Raw genomic sequence first — 21,979 nt, 5'->3', positions numbered from 1 at the left:
GTTGACAACCTATATAGGAACACCCCCCCAGCATGCCTTGGGGTCTGGGGTGCAAGAGGCGGTGCTTGGCGACGCCGCCCGACCCCCGCTCCCACGCATACACCTGCTAGTCGCGGCGGCGTGCGCTGCAGCAGGGGGCCCGCTCGCAGCGGTGGGCCTTTGGGTCTTGCCGCGGAGTGTTTTCCGGATGATAATCCTGCTGTGCAGGCGCGTCGATGAGATGCGAGATGTCCGGCGGTTTGAGCAGCCAGCCTACAATCGGCACGCGCCCCAGCGCCCATAGCGCCAGAGAGGCAATGGCGGCAAAGACGAAGCAGGCGATCAACCAGAACCAGGTGTTATCCAGCAAGTGCTCGCCGTGCAGGGTGACCTCATGTGGGAACCAAGCCATGAAGAAGCCATAGCCCACTGTAAGGCCGATGGGATGCGCCAAGTAGATGGGCAGCGTGTGCGAGCCTATAAAGCGCAATCCCTTGGACAGGACTGGGACATAGGAGACCCAAATCGCAAGCACAATGCCCAGCGGGACCTCCAAGGCCTGTTCCACGAAGCGGACCAAGATGTGCACCTCGTTAGAGGTCAGGTACTCCGCACCGGGCAGCGGCCACGGAATGAAGACCTCCTCGGGATAAGAATCCCAAGCACGGCGGAAAAAGGAGCCGCAGAGGTAAGCCACAATGGTGCCGCCGTAGAAAAAGGCGGTGGAAAGGCCAAAGTGTCCCTTGAAAGGTGCCTCGATTTCGGAGGCGAAGCGGGTAATCCAGTCCCGGAAGAAAGCCGCGGCTACGAACATCGGCAGGAACATCATTGCCTTGGCAATGAAGGTAAAGTGCGCCTGCCACGCCATGAACAAGAGCGGCGTAAAGCTTAAAAGCACGGCCAGCCAGCCGGGCAGCTTGCGTACGCACCACAAGAAGATGTTGAAGAAGATCAGAGAATGGATAAACCAGGCCATCGTGTGGCCAAAGACCATGTTGAACAGCATCTCATTGCGATCAAAGATGTCGCTTTCAAAGACCCAGTGTAATTCGAGGCGTTTTACCTGCAATTCCACGGCCATCCACACCACATAGGGCACGATGAAATACCACAGGCGGCGCGCGAAAAGCTGCGGGAAGGTGAAGTTAAAAACCTTCGTAGAAAAGTAGCCGCTGACGAGGAAGAAGAGGGGCAAACGCAGCGGGTCTAGCCAGAGGTTGAGGGCCGCGAGTCGGGTCTCGCTGGATTCGGGAACAGTGAGCGTGACGTGCAAAAGAACAACGCCAAGGATGGAAATACCCTTGGCGATGTCAGGCCACGCTAATCGAGCCTTAGGGGAACTCACCGCCTAGTGCGCCTCGTATTTTGGTTCCGCGCCTGCAGGATAGCCCTTGCCTGCTTGCAGGGAGGCTTTGACCTCAGAGGCATAGACATCGACATATGGCTGGCCGGAAAGCTCGGCCAATTCCTGCATAACGTAATCGGTGAAAGCACGAATGGTGTCATGCTCATTCGGGTCCAAACCGCGTTCCGCTGCCCACTCATGCGGATCGATCGGCTCGGCAACGCGCATGCCGACCTTGGTAGGACGCGGCACCCAGCTGCCGATCGGATTGGCCTTGCGGGTACCGATCATGGCGATCGGAATGACCTTCTTCCCGGTGGTCATGGCGATGCGCCCCATACCAGTACGACCTTTGTAGATGCGGCCATCAGGAGAACGGGTGCCCTCCGGGTAGATGCCAAACAGGTCTCCCCTATTCAGAATCAGCTGTGCGGATTCCAGCATGGCATCGCTGGCGTTGTCGCTGTCGCGCTCGACAGGGACCTGGCCGACCGAGCTGAAGAACCACGCTTGCGCGCGGCCCACCAAGCCCGGGGTAGTGAAATACTCGCTCTTGGCCAAGAAGGTGATCTGACGCGGGCACATCAGTGGGAAGAAGAAAGAGTCCATCACCGCTTGGTGCGTGGAGACAAGAATCGCTGGGCCTGCAGTGGGAATGTTATCCATGCCTTCAGTCCACGGGCGGTTCCACAACCGCAAGGCAGGACCGAAAAAGATGTTCTTAAATGCCCAGTACCACTTGTTTCGCATCGCGTTGTCCCTGTCGTTTAATTAACCTATGGCAAGCCCATTGCGGGCTAGGTCAGCTACGCCAATCATACCCGCCGCTGAGCCCAGATCTGCGGTGGCCACGCGGGCCAGCGGGCGATGCCCCGCCCCTACTATTTGGCGCGCCATGTTCTCGCGCGCGGTGTCTAGGTAGAGATCCGCATCATTGGCGACGCCGCCGCCAATCACGATCAGCTCGGGATCCAAGACGTCTGCCACGATGGAAAGGCCCTGGCCCAGCCAGGTTCCGAAGTGCTCCATGACGGCTAGGCCGAGAGGATCGCCGGCGCGTGCGGCGGTGGTGATTTCTACTCCCTCGGCACCTACTGGCAGCGTGGTGGAATAGCTTGGGCGCAGCTCCTCACAGGTATCGGGCAATGCGGTACCGGAGGCATAGCGTTCTAGGCAGCCGCGCTTGCCGCAGGAGCACTCGCGTCCACCCGGGACCACGGTAAGGTGGCCGAATTCTGGGGCCGTGCCGAACGCGCCGCGGTAAATCTTGTCCTCGGTCATCAAGGTTGCGCCAATGCCGGTGCCGACAGAGAAGAACACCCAGTCCTTGGCGCCGCGACCGGCACCGAAGCGCCACTCTCCCCACGCTGCGGAGTTAGCGTCATGCTCGAGGCGTACGGGTAGACCGAGCCGCTTGCTCAAAATTTCGCGCACCGGCGCATCGCGCCACGGCAAGTGCGGGGCAAAGCGCACGGTTTCGCACTGGGGATCCAAAAAGCCGGCGAGTGCCAAGCCGACTGCGGAGATCTCATTCTTCTCACGCAGGGTGTCTACGGCCTGGACGATGTCATCTTCTAGCTGGCGGGCGCTATCCGCAGTTGGCACGCTCACCGAATCAACAATGTTGCCCTCCGCGCTGATGGTCGCCGCGCGTAGGTTGGTGCCGCCGATGTCGAATCCAATGGTGAATCCGGAGTCCGCGGCAGGTTGAGCGTGTTCAAGCATGCACAACAGGATATACCCCCGCCGGGGTATTGGTCACATTCTGCATGTTCGAGCGGAATCGATAAAGAAATTAATCTCTGTCACTAAGCCAAGATTTCACGCAGGCGCCCACCCATGATTTCCCACGTCCATGCCTTCTCCACGTGGTTGCGGCCAGCCTGGCCCATGCGGCGGGCGCGAGGAGCATCGCCTAGCAAGGCGCACAATGCCTCCTCCAATTCGGCAACACTTGAACCGCGCACCACGATGCCGGTGTCATCCGTGACGGTCTCCGGTGCGCCGCCGGAGTCACCGGCAATGACGGGCACGCCGCAGGCCTGGGCCTCAAGGTAGACGATGCCCAAGCCCTCGACGTCGAGGCCTCCCCCACGGGTACGCGCGGGCATGGCAAAGACATCGGCGGCGTGCAGGGCCATCTGCAGCTCCGTAATGTCTTTGGCCTCGCGGATGATGACGTCGGGGGCATAGATTTCGGCGAGCCGCTCTAAAGCTTTCCGGTAGCGGCCGCGACCAATGATGAGCAGTTGTGCATTGGGAAATTGCGCGCGAACCTTCGGCAGAGCTCGCAGCAGCTGGTCTTGCCCCTTGCGCGGGACCAAGCGGGAAATACACGTGATGACGGGACCATCTGACAAACCGAAGTGCGCACGCGCAGCCTGCTTTTTCTGCTCATCGGCCGGCTGAAAATCCTCCAGGCTCACCGCAGAGGGAAGATGCACCCACTTCGGCCCAGGGCCAAAGGGCGCTTGCAAGCGACGCAGCGTGTAGTCGGAGATATACGTAATAACATCAGCGTGCTCTCCGATGCACCGCAGCGCCTGACGGGCAACCGGAAGCATGGACCACCCCACCTCGTGGCCGTGAGTAGTGGCCACAACCTTGGTCGCGCCGACTTCCTTGGCAGCCTTACCCATCAATGCAAGAGGGGCTGCCGCACCGAACCAAACGATGTCGATGTCATAGGCCTTGATAAGCCGCTGCATCTCGCGCACGGTTGCCGGAGTAGGCAGCATAATGCGCCGCGGCCAACGGATGACCTGGTAGGGCTGGGCGGCATCGTAAAGCGCGGCGGCCTCAGCATCCTGCGTCGAGGCAAAGACGACAACCTCGGAAGGATCCAGGGTGGAGACGAAGTCCCGTAGATATGACTGAATCCCGCCAATCGTGGGCGGGAAGTCATTGCTAACCAGTAGTGTGCGCGCCATGCGCCCTACTCTAGTAGCGCACCGCTCCTTGGATCGGCATAGAGTCCACCGGAACAACCTGAACCGGCACGCCATAGGTCGAAGCATGTACTACCTTGCCATCGCCGACGTACATACCGACGTGGGTAACTCCTGGGTAATAACCGATGATGTCACCGGGCTCGAGCTGATCGAGTGGGACTTGGGTGCCACCTGCGAGCTGCGCCTGCGAGGTACGCGGAATGGACTTGCCCATCTGCTGATAACTCCAAAGCATAAGACCTGAGCAGTCAAAGACGTCAGGGCCCGTAGCACCCCAGCCATACGGCGCACCCAAGCGGGTAAGGGCAGCTTCGACGGCCTTGGAACCGGAACCGTCGGACAAGGCAGCAACGTCGACGTCCTTAGCACCGAAGCGGCCCACAAAGGCAGCGCGCTGCGCCTCGTTTAGGCTATCGACCTTTTCCTCGATCTCCTTCTTCTGTGTTTCGAGCTCTTCCTGCTCCTTGAGAAGGCGATCCCGCTGCTGTTCAAGCTCCACAGCCTTATCTTGTGCGGCCTTTACGGCAGCGGCGGCCTCGTCTTGCAGTCCACGAGCGACGTCGGCGGCCGCAGCCTTGTCATCAAGATTGCGTTGCGCGGTGCGCGAAAGCGCGCCAAGGTAGCCCATACGTTCAACAGCGGTGCCAGGATCTGCGGCATCCAAAGCGGCTGCGACGGCACTGGTGGAATCACCGCGGTAACGCGACTGGGCGATGCCGTTGATGCGATCTTGTTGGTCTGTTACGGCAACAGCTGCAGCATCCGCTTTTATGCGCGCGTCATCGGCGCGCTTCTGGAGTTCTTCTACTTCCTTTTCGGTAGCGGCCAGTGCATCCTCGGAAGCCTTGACTTCCTCGTTCTTGGCGGCCACGCGCTGGGCGACGTCCGCGACACGGTCAACCAACTTCTGCAGGTCCTCGCTCTCAGGACTACCAGGTTCCTCCGCGGGCGCTGCGGCAGCCGGTGCTTCCTGGACTTGCTCGACCTCTTGTGCCGTCGCGGGAGGCACGACCGCCACGCCCCAAGCAGTGGATACGGTAAGCGCTGCGGCCAATGCCGCGTAGAAAGTGCGGCGGGCCCGCAAAGTGGAAGAAAGCACGGTAGTAGTTCCCAAACTTAAAAAATAATAATAGACCGCTTAATACTAGCGCATATCTCGCGCTGAAAGCGAGTACACGAACAACAAACCATAAAACCACAAATAGCCCCTGCCGTCCATAAATAAATGGAGGCAAGGGCCAGTAATGCCGAAGGCAGCTGCTTAAGCCTTAGAAGCGAACTGCGGAGTGGATCGGCATGTAATCCAGAGGGCGCTCCTGAACCGGGACACCGGAGTTCAAAGCATCGATGATGGTGCCGTTGCCGGTGTAGATACCGACGTGGGATGCACCAGAGTAGTAGACGATGATGTCGCCCGGCTGCAGAGCATCCAGGGAGACCTGCTTGCCAGCAGCAGCCTGAGCCTGGGAAGTACGTGGGATCTCAACGCCGGCCTGGCGGTATGCCCAGGAGGTCAGACCGGAGCAGTCGAATGCGCTCGGGCCGTTTGCACCGTAAACGTACGGTGCACCAATGACGGAGCGTGCAGCTGCGAGAGCCTTCTGGCCCGCAGACTGTGCCGGAGCAGCGGCCGGAGCCGACGCCTGTACGGACGCAGCGTAGTTTACGTTCTCCTGTTGCAGGGACGGAACATACTGCTGAATGTTCGGAACCTGGTTGATGTTCGGGACGTTCTCCAGGCCCGCAACCTCGAAGCGGTAGTCGGTGTTAGGGATGACTACCTCGGCACCCTGTGCAACTGCTGGGACTGCAACTGCTGCGGACGCTGCAGCAACTGCGGTGGTTGCAATACGGCGGGTGGTGATTGCGCCCTGACGACGGTGCTTAGACACGAATTAAACTCCAAATCTTCCTGTGTGCCTACTTCGAATGAGCACGCGTAATTACTTCGCAGAAATGCTGGAAGTAAAGATTCACGCTCGGGTTCACAATTTCTGCGAACCTTTCGAAGCTCTGACCCGGGGCGGGCCTAGCGTTCGTTGATGCTCCGTTCCTGTAGGAGCATCTCCACTCGGCCCCCGGATTAGGAGGGGGCCAGATGCGGCACTTAAATCTTCAGTTCGTTATTGAGCACCACTTCGTCGGTAACTCAATGTCTCAAATAGGTTACGAAACTGTCACAGCCAATGTCGAATCACCGACCCAAAACCGCGGCCGTTATCGTCCCGTTATCTTCCATTGACATTTCCGAAATGTTTCAGACCTTTCGCCGGGAAACTCTCCCCGTTATCACTTTGAGATAAAGCCTAACCTGCGAAAATATGGTCACCAATGCCGTTTGCAGGAAACTTATTATCATCAACCTTTGAAGCGAATTTTGCGTAAAAAATTACAACAGTGTCCTTGCTCACAATGCAGTTTTGGCCCGGATCTGAAGGCTCACGAGCACCAATTTTCACACACATTTGAACTCAGTTTGGGCAAGTTTACGCGCTAGAAGAATGCACTACTCCCCTAATAACGACGTTCTCCTTATCCCCAGAGTTCTCGCCCTAAAACCTGAATGGATTGCTTCCTATATATAAGGAGTAGAAAACGGCGCGCAACACAGGCACCTAGCGGGCCGATGTGGGGATCGCTAAAGCCCCCGCCTCTCTTACTAGCAGTAGGAAAGGCGAGGGCTTGTGAGCGAGTTTCAGGCTCTTATGTAGAAGCCTTAGATGCGGCCGTGCTCTTCGTCTTCGCGACGGTTTGCCTCGTTGAGGCGGCGGAACATTTCTGCCTCCTCAGCGTGGTTCTCCTCGTGAATTTCGTGGACACGGTGCATGAGTGCGGAGTCATCCGGGGAGAAAATACCCTGGGTCTCAGAGTCAGCGAAGCCGAGCTGGTTGAGCTGCTTCGGAACCTGAGCACCAGCGTACTCCAGCGGAACCGGGTGCCCGTGCTCGTCGACCGGGCCAAGCGGCTGGTGGACCTCGATGAAGGCACCATTCGGCAGCTGCTTGATAACACCGGTCTCGATGCCGTGCTCCAGGACCTCGCGGTCAGATCGCTGCAGACCAACGCAGATGCGGTAGGTAACGAAGTAAGCGATTGGAGGCAAGACGATGAGGCCGATACGACCAACCCAGGTCATTGCGTTCAGCGAGATCTGGAAGAAGTGTGCGACGTGGTCGTTACCACCGGACAGGGTCACCAGCAGGAAGAAGGTGATCGCCATTGCGCCGATAGCGGAACGAACCGGAACATCGCGCGGACGCTGCAGCAGGTTGTGGTGAGCGTCATCGCCAGTGAACTTCTTCTCCAGGAACGGGTAAGCAAACAGCAGCACGACCATCGCACCACAAAGCAGTGCAACCCAGAATGCGGAAGGAATGGTGTAGTTGCCCAGGTACAGCTCCCATGCCGGCATGACACGAGCAACACCGTCAGTCCACAGCATGTAGATATCCGGCTGGGAACCAGCGGAGACCTGAGACGGGTTGTACGGGCCAAGCAGCCAGATGGCGTTGATGGTCAGCAGACCAGACATCAAAGCCAGAACGCCAGCAACCATCATTCCCATGCCGATTGCCTTCGTAGCGAAGACCGGCATAATGCGGACACCGACAACGTTGTTTTCTGCGCGGCCTGGTCCAGGGAACTGGGTGTGCTTCTGGAACCAAACCATAATGAGGTGAGCGGCAACCAGACCCAGGATGATGCCCGGGATAACCAGAACGTGCAGGATGTAGAAACGGTCCAGCATGAGGTCGGACGGGAAGTCGCCGCCGAAGATTGCCCAGTGCAACCAGGTGCCGATAATAGGCAGGCCCAGGATGATAGCGGACATGATTCGCAGACCAACGCCGGAGAGCAGATCGTCCGGGAGGGAGTAGCCGAGGAAGCCCTCAACCATGCCCAGGAGAATCAGTGCACAACCGATGATCCAGTTGGCCTCACGCGGGCGACGGAACGCACCGGTGAAGAAGATGCGGAGCATGTGAGCAACCATGGACATCATGAACATCAGTGCTGCCCAGTGGTGCATCTGGCGGATAAACAGGCCGCCGCGAACCTCGAAGGAAAGATCCAGCGCAGTTGCGTAAGCGCGGGACATCTCAACGCCGTTCAGCGGGGTGTATGCACCGTCGTAGATGACCTTCGTGATGGAAGGGTCGAAGAACAGTGCCAGGTAGATACCGGTCAGTAGCAGGATGATGAAGCTGTAAAGAGCCATCTCACCGAGCATGAAGGACCAGTGGGTCGGAAAGACCTTGTTCAGCTGGGTTCGCAGTACTCCGGCTGCGGAGTAGCGCGAATCCATGTTGTTGCCCATCTTGGCAAGTTTGTTACTCATTATGACTTACGCTCCCAGAATGCAGGTCCGACAGGCTCGATAAAGTTGCCCTTGGCAACGAGGTAGCCCTCTTCGTCCACGCCGATCGGCAGCTGCGGCAGTGCACGGGCTGCAGGTCCGAAGACCGGCTTGCCGTAGTGCAAAGCGTCGAACTGCGACTGGTGGCACGGGCACAGAATGCGGTTGGTCTGAGCCTCGTACAGAGAGGTCGGGCAACCAATGTGGGTACAGATCTTGGAGTAGGCGTAGTAGTCGCCGTAGTGGAAGTCTTCCTGACCAGCACGCTCAATTGCCTTCTGCGCATCGGAGTGACGCAGGCGGATGAGCATCACGGCGTTGCGGTTGCCGTGAATGGAGTGCATGTGGTTTTCGTAGACGTCCTTTTCCTCAGACCACAGGTCACCATCGTTGACGTCTTCCGCAGCGAGCGGGAAGACAGTCTCCATGCCGCCGGCAGCGAGGTCCTCAGGACGCACGCGAACCAGACGAGCGAGGCCACGGGTGGTGTAGTGGGTACCGGACTCACCCTCGTGCTTTTCCGCAATAGTAGAGGTATCGCGAGCCAGGTAGAGCTTCACGCCCTTCTCGTGCATGGTCCAACCGGAGGTCCACAGAGTGCCGTCGCCAGCGTAGTTAAGCTCGTGGCGCTTCTTCCATGGGTTGTTGATTGCGCCGCCCAGCGGAGCAATAACGGACAGACCAAACAGAACGCCTGCGCCGCCGAGCAGACCCATGATGGTTTTGCGACGACCCAGAGTGGAGGTCTTCCAAGAATCGTTCAGAAGAGCGGTCAGGGTGCGGCGGTCGACTTCCTCGGAAGGGCCGTCGTGACGACGCTGAACGGAAATCTCTTCTGGCAGAATCTTCTTAACGTACTGAACGATGGCAAAGCCCAGGGCCAAAATAGCCAGGCCAGCGGTAACACCCAGCAACGGGGTGTAAAGAGTATGCCACCAGATGCCGTCCTCTCCCAGCATCTTGTACTGCCAAGGCCAGAAGAGGTAAACGCCAAGGAAGGCGATACCAGCGATGACAGACAGTGCCAGCCAGAAGGTGACGTTACCGGCGGCGCGCTTTTCAGCTGGGTCGCCATCGACCGGGAAACGCTCCTTACGGAACGCAACGGTTACGTCGTCGAGCTCGGTGCCGAGAGCGGCGAGCTCATCGTTGCTCATCTTGTCGAGCTCTGCGTTGGTGTAGTTCTTCTTTACATTGCTCATGAGCGCGATCCAATCCACATAGCGGCAACGCACAAAGCGCTGATGCCGATGATCCACATTGCGAGACCCTCAGCAACCGGGCCCAATCCACCAAGGTCCCAGCCTGCTGGAGACGGGGTTTCCTTTGCAGACTTGAGGTAGGCGATGATGTCCTTCTTCTCGTCTGCGGAAAGCTGACGGTCGGAGAACTTAGGCATGTTCTGCGGACCAGTCAGCATTGCCTGGTAGATCTCCTGCTCGTTGGCCGGAGCCAGCGGCGGAGCGTACTTACCGGAGGACAAAGCGCCGCCCTGGCCGGTGAAGTTGTGGCAGGATGCACAGTTCATGCGGAACAGCTCGGAACCCTTAGCTACGTCCTCGGCCTGAATCTGGCCGTTGTAGTTAGCGCCACGAAGAGATTCCTGAGCAATGGTGCCGTCTTCGTTGTAGACGATGTCAGCGCCGCCACCATTTGCTGCAACATAAGCTGCAAGCGCCTGGGTCTGCTGCTCGGTGTAACGCGGGGTCTTGCGCTCAGCCTGTGCGTCGTTGGACATCATCGGCATGCGGCCGGAGTGTACCTGGAAGTACACGGAGCCAGCACCGATGCCAACGAGGGACGGGCCGCGGCCCTCGATGCCCTGCAGGTTGGCACCGTGGCAGGTGATACAAGCAACGTCGTAGATGTCCTTGCCCTCTTGAACGAGAGCCTGGTCATCCTTCTGAGCGGTTGCGATCTGCGCGTCTGGGGTCAAGGCGGAAGCCAGGACACCAGCACCAGTCAGACCGATGCTCAGAGCGAAGCCGCCGGCAAGAGTGCGCTTCGCCTTGCGGCGACGGCGGGTCTTCTTAGCCGCGGCAGTGGTCTCTTCCACTGCGGCGGTTTGCTGAATGTTATCCATCATTTTCCTTTAGATAACTCGTACACGGAAATGGATGGCTGTAGGCCGAGAGCCTGCTCCCGGGCTCCTACGGCCTACTGGACTAGGTAGATGACTACGAACACGCCAATCCAGACAACATCGACGAAGTGCCAGTAGTAGGACACTGCCATCGCTGCGGTTGCCTGTGCTGGCGTGAACTTGGACTTAGCAATACGCGCCAGAATGATCGCGAAGGAGATAAGGCCTGCAGTCACGTGTGCAGCATGGAAGCCGGTCAGGATGTAAAAGACCGAACCGAAGACGCTGGACTGAACAGTCACACCGTGCGTGATCAACTCTGTCCACTCAAATGCCATGATGCCCAAGAAGACAACACCCAACAGCAAGGTCACTGAGTACCAGAGTCGGAGCTTGTATACGTCACCCCTTTCTGCTGCGAATACGCCGAACTGGGAGGTCACGGAAGACGAAATCAGCACGGCCGTGATGATGAATCCCATCGGCACGTTGATATGGGCGGTATGCTCCGCCCAGTCGCCTTCCTGGCCGTTTGCACGCGAGGTGAACCACATCGCGAACAGTCCGGCAAAGAACATCAATTCCTGAGACAGGAACACGATGGTGCCAACGCTGACCATGTTGGGTCGGTTCAGCGCGGCAACACGTGGTGCTGCCATACCTTGGTTTGAAACTACGCTCGTCACGCATAACAGTATGGCCGGTCAGAGACGCGAAGTCACTTCAATTCCCCCCGATTTTTTGAAGCTACTTTTCGCCATGCCACAGCGCTTTGCCAGCAAAGGTTAATTTTGGAGAAAAATCGGCAGCTAGCGGGAACTTTTACTACTGCTTTACGACGTCCCATCCGTGCAGGTAAACAGCTTATTGGCCGGTTGACCGCCGAAAAGGCCGCGAAATCGCCGGAAAAATTGAACACTTAAGATGCGCTTTGCAACCGAATTGAGCGATTAGCTCGATGATATAAATCACAAAACGGTCGCTGCTGAAAATAGCAGGTTTCCAACTTTCGGTTGACCCCCGCGAAAATAGCCCCTAACGTGCCATTACTCGGTGATATAGCGCGCGTTGAGAGCAGCTTTCACCACCGTCCCCTCCCCCGCCACATCCGCTTTAGAAACTCTTTTAGATTTTGTGGGAACTTTTGAAACCTTCCATCCGACGCGGAGATCGCCAAAGTCCCCCACCACGGAAAGTGATGGGGGACGCGAGAAGTTTTAGGCGGGCGTTAGTGACCGCCGGGATAGGCCGCCACTAACGCGCAAGGAAAATTAGTGCTTTTCCTTCGGCAGACCGTACTGCAGGGACAGACCGGTAACGGAAGCCACCAAGCAAGCAGCGCCGAGAACGATGAGCCAGAAGTACAGGAAGATGATGCCCAGACCAAGCAGCGCGATGGAGCCGGTCATAGCCAGCGGCCAGATGGAACCCGGGGAGAAGAAGCCGAGGATGCCAGCGCCGTCCTCAGTCTCTGCCTCTTCCCAGTCCTCAGGAGCGACGTCGACGCGGGAATCGGTGAAGCTGATGTACACGCCGAGCATGATGCACAGCAGGAACGCCAGGGTAAGGCCGACGATGCCTGCCCACTCCGGACCGTACAGGTAGCCGTCATCCTTCACGAAGTTCACGCCGAGGACGTAAACAATCAGGGAAACAAACAGGTAGGTCGCAATCGAGTAGAAGACCTTAGATGTTGCACGCATTGTGAAATTCAGTCCTTTTCTACTTATGCCTTCGGGGTGTCAACGAAGTTGTCACCGGTGCGGGTATCGCGCTGAGAGTTGAACGGAGAGGTGGTCACTGCGTAAGGATCCTGGCCGATGTGCTCAAGAGCCTCAGCGTTGGTTGCCTCCGGGTTCTGCTCACGGAACTTCAGGTACTTATTGAAGTCATCGCGGTTAACAACACGGATCTCGAAGTTCATCATGGAGTGGTAGGTACCGCACATCTCGGCACAGCGGCCAACGAATGCGCCTTCCTCATCAATCTTCTCAATCTGGAAGCGACGCTCCTGAGCGTTAGCCTCTGGGTGCGCGTAAACGTCGCGCTTGAAGAGGAATTCCGGAACCCAGAATGCGTGGGAGACGTCACCGGAAGCGAGACGGAACTCAATCGGGGTCTCGGAAGGAAGAACCAGAACCGGAACTTCCTCGGTGGAGCCAACAGTCTCGATCTTGTTGAAGTTCAGGTAGGAGATGTCCCCCATGGACTTGCCGTGAATTGGGTTCGGGTTCTCCACGCCCTCCGGGTCAACGGAGGATTCTTCAGCAATCTTCTTACGCTCGGTGTCCTCGCCGTTGTAGTTCTCGCCGTCTACCTTGTTCTCGGCGTAACCGAACTTCCAGTTCCACTGGTAAGCGGTGACATCGACGGTAACCTCTGGGTTCTTATCCAGTGCGGTGACCTTCTGCTGCGCCTGAACGGTAAAGAAGAACAGGCCCATGATGATAAGAATTGGCACGATGGTCAGAGTCATCTCCAGCGGCACGTTGTACTGCAGCTGCTTAGGGAACTCGCCCTTGCCATCCTTTTCAGCCTTCTTCGCGTTCCACTTGAAGATGGCGGTGAGGAAGAGCCCCCACATGATGAAACCAACAATCCATGCTGCAACCCAGACCCAAATCCAGAAGTTGTACATAGACTCCGCCTCAGGGGTAATGCCCTTTGGCCAACCAAAGCCCAAGAGGTTCTCAACGGCGGTTGGAGCTTCTACGTCACAACCAGCCAATGCGAAGCCGCCAAGAGCGATTGCGCCAGCTAGGCCCGCCTTACGGGCAAAGTTGCGCTGCTTACGCTGTCCCACGTGTGTTCTGCCTTTCTGTCCACACAAACTTCTCGAATACTCACAGAGCATTCCTATCCAATCAGGATAGTGGATGGAGCCTGCGTTTCTTAAGCATTTGATAGCTTCACAGGCCTTCCGAAACACTCTGCAAACTGCGAACGCACTGCATGTTACCGGCCCACCTGCACAAGGGCAGAACCAACCCCTCGAATGGCGGGTTTAGCCTATGACCCAATTCACAAAGGCCATGCGGCTACATCATCCGAAAGTTCGCACCCTAACGGGTAAGCTGCGCCAACCCCTCCCCGATTGCTGAACAAAGACTGCCACGAAGCTTGTAACTCGGCGCGCGTAACTCCATTTAGGATTTAAGCCCCGTAAAGTATTCGGAAGAAAAAGACCCTTGATTAATAAGGAGCAACCACCCTATGTGCGGACTTTGCGGACTACTGACCGCTAACCACGACGCGGCCAAGTACGTAGATGCCCTCGAACAGTCCTTGCAGTGCATGCACCACCGCGGCCCGGATGCAGCGGGCACCTGGCATGACGACGACGTCGTCTTTGGCTTCAACCGCCTGTCCATCATTGACCTTGAGCACTCCCACCAGCCACTGCGCTGGGGCCCAGAAGATAATCCAGAGCGCTATGCCCTGACCTTCAACGGCGAGATCTACAACTACATCGAGCTGCGCGAGGAGCTTAAGGCGGCCGGCCTGAAGTTCAACACCGAAGGCGACGGCGAGCCCATCGTCGTGGGCTACCACCACTGGGGCGAGGATGTAGTCAATCACCTGCGTGGCATGTTCGGCTTTGTCATCTGGGACACCGAAACCAAGACGATGTTTGCCGCCCGCGACCAGTTCGGCATCAAGCCGCTGTATTACGCCACCACCGAGGCAGGCACCATCTTCGCCTCCGAGATGAAGTGCATCCTCGATATGGCCGAGCCGCTGGGTCTAGACCTCAGCCTAGACAAGCGCGCAATTGAGCATTACGTCGATCTGCAGTACGTTCCGGAACCGGAATCCCTGCACGCTAACATTCGCCGCGTCGAATCCGGCTCTACCGTCACGCTGCGCCCGGGCCAGAAGGTCACAAACGATCGCTACTTCAAGCCGCGCTTCTCGGTCCAGAAGGTGGCAGAGGGCAGCGAACAGCAGCTCTTCGACAAGATTGCTAAGGCGCTGGAGGACTCCGTCGAAAAGCACATGCGTGCAGACGTCACGGTTGGCTCTTTCCTGTCCGGAGGCATCGACTCCACCGCGATTGCAACCCTGGCAAAGCGCCACAATCCGGATCTTTTGACTTTCACCACCGGCTTCGAGCGCGAAGGCTACTCCGAAGTCGACGTCGCCGCAGAATCTGCTGAAGCAATCGGCGTTGAGCATATCGTCAAGATTGTCTCCCCAGAGGAATACGCCACCGCGGTTCCGAAAATCATGTGGTACCTGGACAACCCGGTGGCCGATCCGTCCCTGGTTCCGCTGTACTTCGTGGCCCAGGAGGCCCGCAAACACGTCAAGGTCGTTCTCTCCGGCGAGGGCGCGGACGAGCTGTTCGGCGGCTACACCATTTATAAGGAGCCGCTTTCGCTGGCACCATTTGAGAAAATCCCTTCCCCGCTGCGCCGTGGCTTAGGCCAGCTGTCGAAGGTTCTCCCAGAAGGCATGAAGGGTAAGTCCCTTCTCAACCGTGGCTCCATGACCATGGAAGAGCGTTACTACGGCAACGCCCGCTCCTTCAACTTCGAGCAAATGCAGCGCGTTATTCCGTGGGCCAAGGAGGAATGGGACCACCGTGAGGTCACGGCGCCTATTTATGCGCAGTCCCGTGACTTCGACCCAGTTGCCCGCATGCAGCACCTCGACCTGTTTACGTGGATGCGCGGCGACATCTTGGTCAAGGCCGACAAGATGAATATGGCTAACTCCCTGGAGCTGCGCGTGCCGTTCCTGGACAAGGAAGTTTTCAAGGTGGCAGAAACCATTCCGCACGATCTGAAGATTTCCCACGGCACCACCAAGTACGCTCTGCGCAAGGCAATGGAGCAGATCGTTCCGCCACACGTTCTGCACCGTAAGAAGCTCGGCTTCCCAGTTCCAATGCGCCACTGGCTGGCTGGCGACGAGCTCTACGGCTGGGCACAGGACCAGATCAACGAGTCCCAGACCGAGGACATCTTCAACAAGAAGGAAGTTCTGGAGATGCTCAAGGAGCACCGCGACGGCGTGAGCGATCACTCGCGCCGCCTGTGGACGGTCCTCTCGTTCATGATCTGGCACGGCATCTTCGTAGAAAATCGCATCGATCCGCAGATCGAACAGCGCGACTATCCGGTAAAGCTATAAGCCAGGTTTCGTCACTTTGACGTTTATCCAAAAAGTGCCCGCCGCTTGACCTGTCTCCCTTATCTTTCAAAAGGAGGAACAGAGGAAAGCGGCGGGCACTTTTCGTGCTTGCAGCCACGAAGGGCTTTAAGCCAAGACGCTTTAAGCTGAAACGCTTAAAAGCGCGCTATTTAGTTAAAGGAGTCACCACAAGCGCAGGAGCCACCGGCATTCGGGTTGTCAATGGTAAAGCCCTGGGACTCAATGGTGTCAGCGAAGTCGATCTTTGCGCCAGTGAGGTAAGGAACGGACATCTTGTCAACGACGAGGTTTACGCCATCAACGTTGTCGACCTTGTCACCATCGAGGCTGCGGTCGTCGAAGTACAGCTGGTAACGCAGGCCAGCGCAACCACCTGGCTGGACGGCAATACGCAGAGACAGGTCATCACGGCCTTCCTGCTCGAGCAGTGCCTTTGCCTTTGCGGCTGCTGCCTCAGTCAGGATGACGCCGGTAGCGGAAGCTGGAGCGGTCATGTCTTCTCCTCTATTAAGTACGGGTTTTTCTGGCCTCTACCCTACCCTCAATGTTTCGAAGGTGGAAAGGTTGACCTCGCTTACGTCTTTCACAACACCGGGCAGGGCGGGCCTATTCCCATTTAACGGCCACAACCTTGTAGTCTGATCAACGTGAAACTTCCGTGGCAAAAAGATGAAAAGGCGGACGGTAGCGCCGCCCTCCCCGCTTCTCAGATGAGCGAAACCCCGGCTGCTAAAAAGCCGGAGGAACACCGCAAGGGTTACACCCCGCCGAAGGGTCGTCCCACGCCGAAGCGCGATCAGCAAGAGATCGCCCGCGGCGTCAAGCGCGATCCGCACGGCATGTCCGAAGCCCAGCGCTACCAGCACCGCAAGGAGATGAAGGCTTCCATGTCCAAGGAGGAATGGAAGGCCTATAAGCGCAAGGAGCGCGAGGAATCTCGTGCGGCTAACCGCCTTGCCCAGGAGCGCATGGCGAGCGGCGACGAGCGCTACCTGCTGCCCCGCGATAAGGGCGAAGTCCGCCGCTACGTGCGTGACTGGGTAGATTCCCGCAAATTCATCAACGAGTGGATGATGCCTATGATGCTGCTTCTGCTTGTGGTTATGATGCTGGCCAACTTCAGCCCCAACGTTGCCAACTGGGTCAATATCTTCGCCATGGTGGTTATCGCGGTAATCGCCATCGAGGGTTTCTGGCTGGCTCGTCAGTGCAACAACGCAGTGCGCCTGAAGTTCCCGGGAACCACCGAGGCTGGCTTCGGCTTGGGCTTCTACGCATATACGCGCGCTTCCCAGCCGCGCAAGTGGCGTACCCCAAAGCCACGCGTCGAGCGCGGCGCTACCGTCTAAGGCAGTCTTACTTAATCTAGGTAGTTATTTCTAGGTAGTTATTAAGGAGTAGCGATGTCTGAGCTCACGCCGGTTCCGCAGCCTGATCAGCAAGCAGGCCGCGCCGTCGCCGACGCGTTGGCTTCCTCTGTACGCGGAGATTCTTTCGGTAGGTTGAGCGGCGTCGCGAGCTGGCTTGCTGCTTGTCAGGGTGTCGTACCAGCGGCGGCTTTGCGCCGCCCACGCGTTGTCGTCTTCGCTGGTTCGCATGGCATCGCTACCCGCACTTTCGAAGGTGTCGGCCTTTCTGCTTTCGCGCCCGAATCCGACGCGCAGCAGATTGCTGAATTAAAGGAAGGCACCGGACCGAGCCACAGCTTGGCACGCCGCGCAAGCGCCAGCATCACGGTCGTCGATTGTGCGCCCTCCGCCCCTATCGACGCCGAGCCGGCGATGGGCAACGAGGAGTTCGAGGCGGCGTTTTCTTTGGGCCAAGCCACTGCCGACGCCGAGATTGATTCCGGCGCCGATCTGCTCATTCCCGCCGAGGTGGGCGTTGGTGCTACCACCGTTGCCGCAGCGCTCATGGGTCATTTCACCAGCACTGAGCCGGTCGCCATCGTGGGTCCTGGCTCGGGCACCACGGATGCAATGTGGAAGACCAAGGTCACCGTGATCCGCGACGCCATGTTCCGCATCCGCAACTTGGAGGGCGCGGAGGTTATTCAAGCCGCATCCTCGCCTAGCTTTGCGGCGTTGGTGGGCTTTATCTGTCAGGCCACTGCGCGCCGCACGCCGATGCTTATCGACGGCCCGCTGTGCGCCGCCGCCGCAGTCTTCGCCGAGTCCCTCGCACCAGGCGTAAAGCAGTGGCTGCTCGCGGCGAATGTCACCACGGAGCCGGCACACATTAAGGCCTTGCAGCTGCTGGAGCTGCGCCCACTGCTTGAGCTTGAGATGCGCGCCGGACAAGGCCTGGGCGCACTGGCCGCGTTGCCGCTCATTCAGTCCGCCCTCGAACTTGCCGCGGACGAACTCAATGTTCTCGCAGCAGCTCAAGAGCCGACTCTAGAATCGGCTCAAGAATAGGCCCAAACAGGCGCCGCAGGATTAGTCGGCCTTCTCAACCAGCGTGTGCAGCCAGCCGTGGTTATCTTCTACGCAACCACGCTGGATGCCAGTGAGCCGCTCGCGCAGCGCCATCGTGGTCTTGCCGGCTTCGTTGCCGTTGACCTTGAAGTCAACGTCGTCGCCCATGACATGGCCCACTGGAGTGATAACGGCGGCGGTGCCGCAAGCAAAGGCTTCCGTCATCGCACCCGATGCAACATCATCGCGCCACTGTTGCGCAGTGATGCGGCGCTCCTCAACTTTAAGCCCCATATCCTGTGCTACCTGCAGCAAGGACTTACGGGTAATGCCCGGCAGCAAGGAGCCGGATAGCTCTGGGGTAACCAGGGCCTGGTTTCCTTCCTCGCCGTAGATAAACGCTAGGTTCATCCCGCCCATCTCTTCGATGTACTTGTGTTCGATGGCATCGAGCCAGACCACCTGGTCGCATCCCTTCTCCGCAGCCTGTGCCTGCGCAAGCAGGGAGCCTGCATAATTGCCAGCGAACTTCGCCGCACCAGTGCCACCTGGAGCCGCACGCACATAGTCGGTGCACAGCCAAACCGATACCGGTTTGATGCCACCGGAAAAATATGCGCCTGCCGGTGAAGCAATCAGCACGTAGCGATAAGAATTCGCCGGGTGAACGCCCAAGGAGACCTCAGTGGAAATCATAAAGGGGCGCAGGTACAGCGCCTCCTCGCCGCCCGCGGCTGGAACCCACGCCTGATCGACGTCGACTAGCTGGCGCAGCGACTCGATGAACTCTTCCTGCGGCAGCTCCGGCATGGCCAAACGCGCCGCAGAATCGATGAAACGCTGCGCGTTTTCTTCCGGGCGGAAAGTGGCGATGGAGCCATCCAGCTGGCGGTAGGCCTTAATACCTTCGAAGATGGCCTGGCCGTAGTGGAAGATGTTGGAGGCTGGGTCCATGCTAAACGGTGCATATGGACGCACCTGCGCGTCATGCCAGCCTTTTTCTTCGTTCCAGTCAATGGTCACCATGTGGTCGGTGAACTTTTTGCCAAAGCCAGGATCCTGGAGAATCTCGGCCAGTTTTTCAGTTGAAGTGGGGTGCTCAGTACGCGTTACGGTGTAATTCAACATGCCCCACACGCTACTCCCTTTTTCTATAGGAGGGCAGGCAAAATTCGCCTAAAGATGTGAGCTAGACGGGTAGGGTGTGTGAGGTAAAACCATTTTCAATCCCGAATGCAAGGAGGAAATCGTGGCAAAGTCCGCGTTTACCCTGCCCGCCCGCGGCAGCTTCCCATCTGTTGAACTGGCAAAGAAGGCCCCAAAGAAGGCCGACGCATTGCTCATCGCAGCCTTCAGCGGCGAGGATGGCCTTGAGGTTCCGGGAAGCGACGCTCTGGATTCCGCTGCGCTGCGCGCTACCTACGAGGCGCTTGCTGCGGTAGGCGCAACTGGCCGCGCGGGCGAAATCACCCGCATCCCTGCACCGCAGGATTCCATCGCGCCGCTCATCGTCGCTGTCGGCTTGGGTGACGCTGAGCTTCTCGACGACGAGATGCTGCGCCGCCACGCCGGCACCGCCGCGCGTGCGCTCACCGGCGCTGGCACCGTGGTCACCACCCTTGCGGACTTTGGCCTGACCGCCACCGTCGAGGGCCTCATCCTTGGCGGCTACGCTTACCGCGGCATCCGTTCCGGCGAGACCAACGACTCCGAGTCGCCGGCTTCCTTCAGCGTTATCGCAAACAAGAAGGCAGCCGAAGAGTTCGAGGCCGCGCGCGTTGCCGCTGAGGCTGTGAACCTCGCCCGCGATCTGGTAAATACCCCGGCTAACGAGCTCTACCCCGAGTCTTATGCCGAATTCATCTCCAACGAGGCTGCCGCGGCAGGCCTGGAGGTAGAGGTACTAGATGAAAAGCAGCTGAAGAAGGAAGGCTACGGCGGCATCATCTCCGTGGGCAAAGGCTCCAAGCGCCCACCACGCCTAGTGCGACTTACCTGGGCGCCGAAGGATGCCACCAGCACCGTTGCTCTGGTGGGCAAGGGCATCACCTTCGATACCGGCGGCATCTCCTTGAAGCCGGGCGCCGGCATGTGGGACATGATCTCCGACATGGGTGGCTCCGCAGCCATGGCCGCTGCCATCATTGCGGCCGCCAAGCTGGAGATCCCGGTCAAGGTCACCGCTACCCTGCCATTTGCTGAAAACATGCCAGGGCCAGGTGCTACCCGCCCAGGCGATGTGATTACTCACTACGGCGGAATCACCTCTGAGGTGCTCAACACCGACGCCGAAGGCCGCCTCGTTTTGGCAGATGCCATTGCTCGCGCCAGCGCGGATAAGCCGGAGTACCTCATCGAGACCGCTACGCTTACCGGCGCGCAGATTGTCGCGCTGGGTACCCGTACCGCTGGCGTCATGGGCTCCGATCTCTTCCGCGACCGCATTGCTGAGATTGGCCGCGAGGTCGGTGAGAACGCATGGGCAATGCCGCTGCTCGAGGAGCACGACGAAGAGGTCAAGTCCCAGGCTGCCGATATCCGCAATATCAACGCTAAGCGCGAGGGCGGCATGGAATTTGCCGGTACCTACCTGCAGAAGTTCGTCGGCGAAGACATCGAGTGGGCGCACATCGACGTCGCCGGCCCGTCCTGGAACAACGGCGCACCGCACGGCTACACCCCGAAGCGCGCCACCGGCGTTCCAGTTCGCACCGTGGTTGCAGCGCTGCGCGAAATCGCAGAGTCCTAAACCGCAGCCCTAGCCTGGGCTTCTACTCAGCGCCGTGCTCGCGCTCAAAGCGGGCGCGGCGCTGTCTTTGTTCTTCTCGCTTGCGCAAGATGCGTTCGCGCTCCATACGCTCGCGCATGCGCTGGGGATAGCCGGTTTCTTCTACGTCATAGACATCGCATTGCAGCAGTTTCGCCACGGCATCAATACCCTTCGGCCCGCCGATCCGGCGGCGGATGAACTGGCCAGTCTCATCCACGACAACCACGGACATCTCATTGACCACCGTTTCGGGTTCTACAAATGCTTCGATATAGGCGCGTCCGCGCGCCCACTCAGAAAGGGCTGCTGCGTCTTCCTTCCGGATCGTCTCGCCAGGCCCACGTGGGGGCCGCAACTGGGACCTAGATCTGTTTCGACGGAAGGGATTAAACATAGGCCACGAGTCTACTCCCCCGCGCACTTGCGCACTTAAAACGGACTGGTGGACCCAGATGTGCACGCTAGTCGCACACACGCGGTAGGATTGAGCATCAGCGTTAAACAATTCCGACTTCCGAGGAGTCTTATTACTTATGGCACACTCTGTTGTGATGCCCGAACTGGGCGAATCCGTAACCGAAGGCACGATTACCCAGTGGCTTAAGTCCGTGGGTGACACGGTCGAGGTCGACGAACCATTGCTCGAGGTCTCCACCGATAAGGTCGACACCGAAATCCCTTCCCCCGTAGCAGGCACCATCCTCGAAATCAAGGCTGACGAAGATGACGACGTAGAAGTCGGCTCCGTCATCGCCATCATTGGTGACGAGGGCGAGTCTGCTTCCGATTCTTCCGCTGAAAAGCCAGCCGAGGAAGAGGAAGAAGCCAAAGAAGAGCCTAAGGCTGAAGAGACGAAGGAAGAGGCTTCTGCACCGGCTGCTTCTGGCTCTGCAACCGACGTAGCTATGCCAGAGCTCGGC

At 58.5% G+C, this 21,979-nt stretch carries 20 protein-coding genes; 5 read left to right on the top strand and 15 right to left on the bottom strand.

All coding sequences use genetic code 11. The annotated features are described in order from the left end of the window. Positions 1–106 precede the first annotated feature (106 nt). The 12 genes from HMPREF2888_RS02185 to HMPREF2888_RS02130 form a co-directional block, all read right to left on the bottom strand. On the bottom strand, positions 107–1,324 hold the full coding sequence (locus tag HMPREF2888_RS02185; RefSeq protein ID WP_082778619.1) for an acyltransferase family protein: 1,218 nt from the start codon (positions 1,322–1,324) through the stop codon (positions 107–109). Between the two features lie 3 nt (positions 1,325–1,327). Continuing rightward, positions 1,328–2,074, bottom strand: a complete 747-nt coding sequence (locus HMPREF2888_RS02180) for a lysophospholipid acyltransferase family protein (RefSeq protein WP_061923535.1) — start codon at positions 2,072–2,074, stop codon at positions 1,328–1,330. Positions 2,075–2,095: 21 nt separating this feature from the next. Then, on the bottom strand, positions 2,096–3,049 hold the full coding sequence (locus HMPREF2888_RS02175) for an ROK family protein (protein WP_061923538.1): 954 nt from the start codon (positions 3,047–3,049) through the stop codon (positions 2,096–2,098). 83 nt (positions 3,050–3,132) lie between these two features. After that, on the bottom strand, positions 3,133–4,254 hold the full coding sequence (locus tag HMPREF2888_RS02170; protein WP_070518135.1) for a glycosyltransferase family 4 protein: 1,122 nt from the start codon (positions 4,252–4,254) through the stop codon (positions 3,133–3,135). 10 nt (positions 4,255–4,264) lie between these two features. Then, positions 4,265–5,374 (bottom strand): C40 family peptidase, encoded by a 1,110-nt coding sequence (locus tag HMPREF2888_RS02165; protein WP_235591059.1) that lies wholly within the window; start codon positions 5,372–5,374, stop codon positions 4,265–4,267. 169 nt (positions 5,375–5,543) lie between these two features. Next, positions 5,544–6,167: a C40 family peptidase gene (locus HMPREF2888_RS02160; RefSeq protein ID WP_061923543.1), complete on the bottom strand. Its 624-nt coding sequence runs from the start codon at positions 6,165–6,167 to the stop codon at positions 5,544–5,546. Between the two features lie 824 nt (positions 6,168–6,991). Further along, the gene (locus tag HMPREF2888_RS02155) at positions 6,992–8,614 is read right to left on the bottom strand and encodes a cytochrome bc1 complex cytochrome b subunit (protein WP_061923546.1); all 1,623 of its coding nucleotides are present in this window, start codon (positions 8,612–8,614) and stop codon (positions 6,992–6,994) included. After that, complete coding sequence (locus HMPREF2888_RS02150; protein ID WP_061923549.1) at positions 8,614–9,834, bottom strand: cytochrome bc1 complex Rieske iron-sulfur subunit; 1,221 nt, start codon at positions 9,832–9,834, stop codon at positions 8,614–8,616. The genes HMPREF2888_RS02155 and HMPREF2888_RS02150 overlap by 1 nt, the downstream gene beginning before the upstream one ends. Next, positions 9,831–10,718, bottom strand: coding sequence for a cytochrome bc1 complex diheme cytochrome c subunit (locus HMPREF2888_RS02145; protein ID WP_070456017.1), 888 nt, complete (start codon positions 10,716–10,718; stop codon positions 9,831–9,833). Before HMPREF2888_RS02145 ends, HMPREF2888_RS02150 begins: the two co-directional genes overlap by 4 nt. Before the next feature lie 71 nt (positions 10,719–10,789). Continuing rightward, complete coding sequence (locus tag HMPREF2888_RS02140; protein ID WP_179294365.1) at positions 10,790–11,374, bottom strand: aa3-type cytochrome oxidase subunit III; 585 nt, start codon at positions 11,372–11,374, stop codon at positions 10,790–10,792. 612 nt (positions 11,375–11,986) lie between these two features. Then, positions 11,987–12,418: an aa3-type cytochrome oxidase subunit IV gene (locus HMPREF2888_RS02135; protein WP_061923558.1), complete on the bottom strand. Its 432-nt coding sequence runs from the start codon at positions 12,416–12,418 to the stop codon at positions 11,987–11,989. Between the two features lie 23 nt (positions 12,419–12,441). Beyond that, positions 12,442–13,518, bottom strand: coding sequence for an aa3-type cytochrome oxidase subunit II (locus tag HMPREF2888_RS02130; protein ID WP_061923561.1), 1,077 nt, complete (start codon positions 13,516–13,518; stop codon positions 12,442–12,444). Positions 13,519–13,928: 410 nt separating this feature from the next. Here HMPREF2888_RS02130 and asnB point away from each other — a divergent pair, with 410 nt between their 5' ends. Then, on the top strand, positions 13,929–15,851 hold the full coding sequence (gene asnB, locus HMPREF2888_RS02125) for an asparagine synthase (glutamine-hydrolyzing) (protein WP_070433297.1): 1,923 nt from the start codon (positions 13,929–13,931) through the stop codon (positions 15,849–15,851). A gap of 170 nt (positions 15,852–16,021) precedes the next feature. On the opposite strand, the gene HMPREF2888_RS02120 is transcribed toward asnB, so the two are convergent. After that, positions 16,022–16,366 (bottom strand): HesB/IscA family protein, encoded by a 345-nt coding sequence (locus tag HMPREF2888_RS02120; RefSeq protein WP_061923570.1) that lies wholly within the window; start codon positions 16,364–16,366, stop codon positions 16,022–16,024. A 153-nt stretch (positions 16,367–16,519) separates the two neighbouring features. On the opposite strand from HMPREF2888_RS02120, the gene HMPREF2888_RS02115 reads away from it, so the two are divergent. Continuing rightward, complete coding sequence (locus HMPREF2888_RS02115) at positions 16,520–17,221, top strand: DUF3043 domain-containing protein (protein ID WP_061923573.1); 702 nt, start codon at positions 16,520–16,522, stop codon at positions 17,219–17,221. A 54-nt stretch (positions 17,222–17,275) separates the two neighbouring features. Further along, on the top strand, positions 17,276–18,289 hold the full coding sequence (locus tag HMPREF2888_RS02110) for a nicotinate-nucleotide--dimethylbenzimidazole phosphoribosyltransferase (protein WP_061923576.1): 1,014 nt from the start codon (positions 17,276–17,278) through the stop codon (positions 18,287–18,289). Positions 18,290–18,310: 21 nt separating this feature from the next. Here the strand turns inward: HMPREF2888_RS02110 and HMPREF2888_RS02105 are convergent, their stop codons facing one another. After that, positions 18,311–19,417, bottom strand: a complete 1,107-nt coding sequence (locus tag HMPREF2888_RS02105; RefSeq protein ID WP_061923579.1) for a branched-chain amino acid aminotransferase — start codon at positions 19,415–19,417, stop codon at positions 18,311–18,313. Positions 19,418–19,538: 121 nt separating this feature from the next. On the opposite strand from HMPREF2888_RS02105, the gene HMPREF2888_RS02100 reads away from it, so the two are divergent. Then, a complete protein-coding gene (locus HMPREF2888_RS02100; protein WP_061923584.1) occupies positions 19,539–21,038 on the top strand; it encodes a leucyl aminopeptidase in 1,500 nt (499 codons plus the stop codon). 22 nt (positions 21,039–21,060) lie between these two features. Here the strand turns inward: HMPREF2888_RS02100 and HMPREF2888_RS02095 are convergent, their stop codons facing one another. Then, positions 21,061–21,453 carry a hypothetical protein gene (locus HMPREF2888_RS02095; RefSeq protein ID WP_061923587.1) on the bottom strand — a complete coding sequence of 131 codons (393 nt, stop codon included), beginning with the start codon at positions 21,451–21,453 and terminating at the stop codon, positions 21,061–21,063. A gap of 139 nt (positions 21,454–21,592) precedes the next feature. Here HMPREF2888_RS02095 and HMPREF2888_RS02090 point away from each other — a divergent pair. Next, positions 21,593–21,979, top strand: a 387-nt coding sequence (locus HMPREF2888_RS02090; protein WP_305764048.1) for a biotin/lipoyl-containing protein, incomplete at its 3' end; no start/stop codon positions are given.

This window comes from Corynebacterium sp. HMSC077D03 (assembly GCF_001808545.1).
In the GTDB taxonomy this organism is placed as follows: Bacteria; Actinomycetota; Actinomycetes; order Mycobacteriales; family Mycobacteriaceae; genus Corynebacterium; species Corynebacterium simulans.
This window is presented reverse-complemented; position numbering and strand designations above follow the sequence as displayed.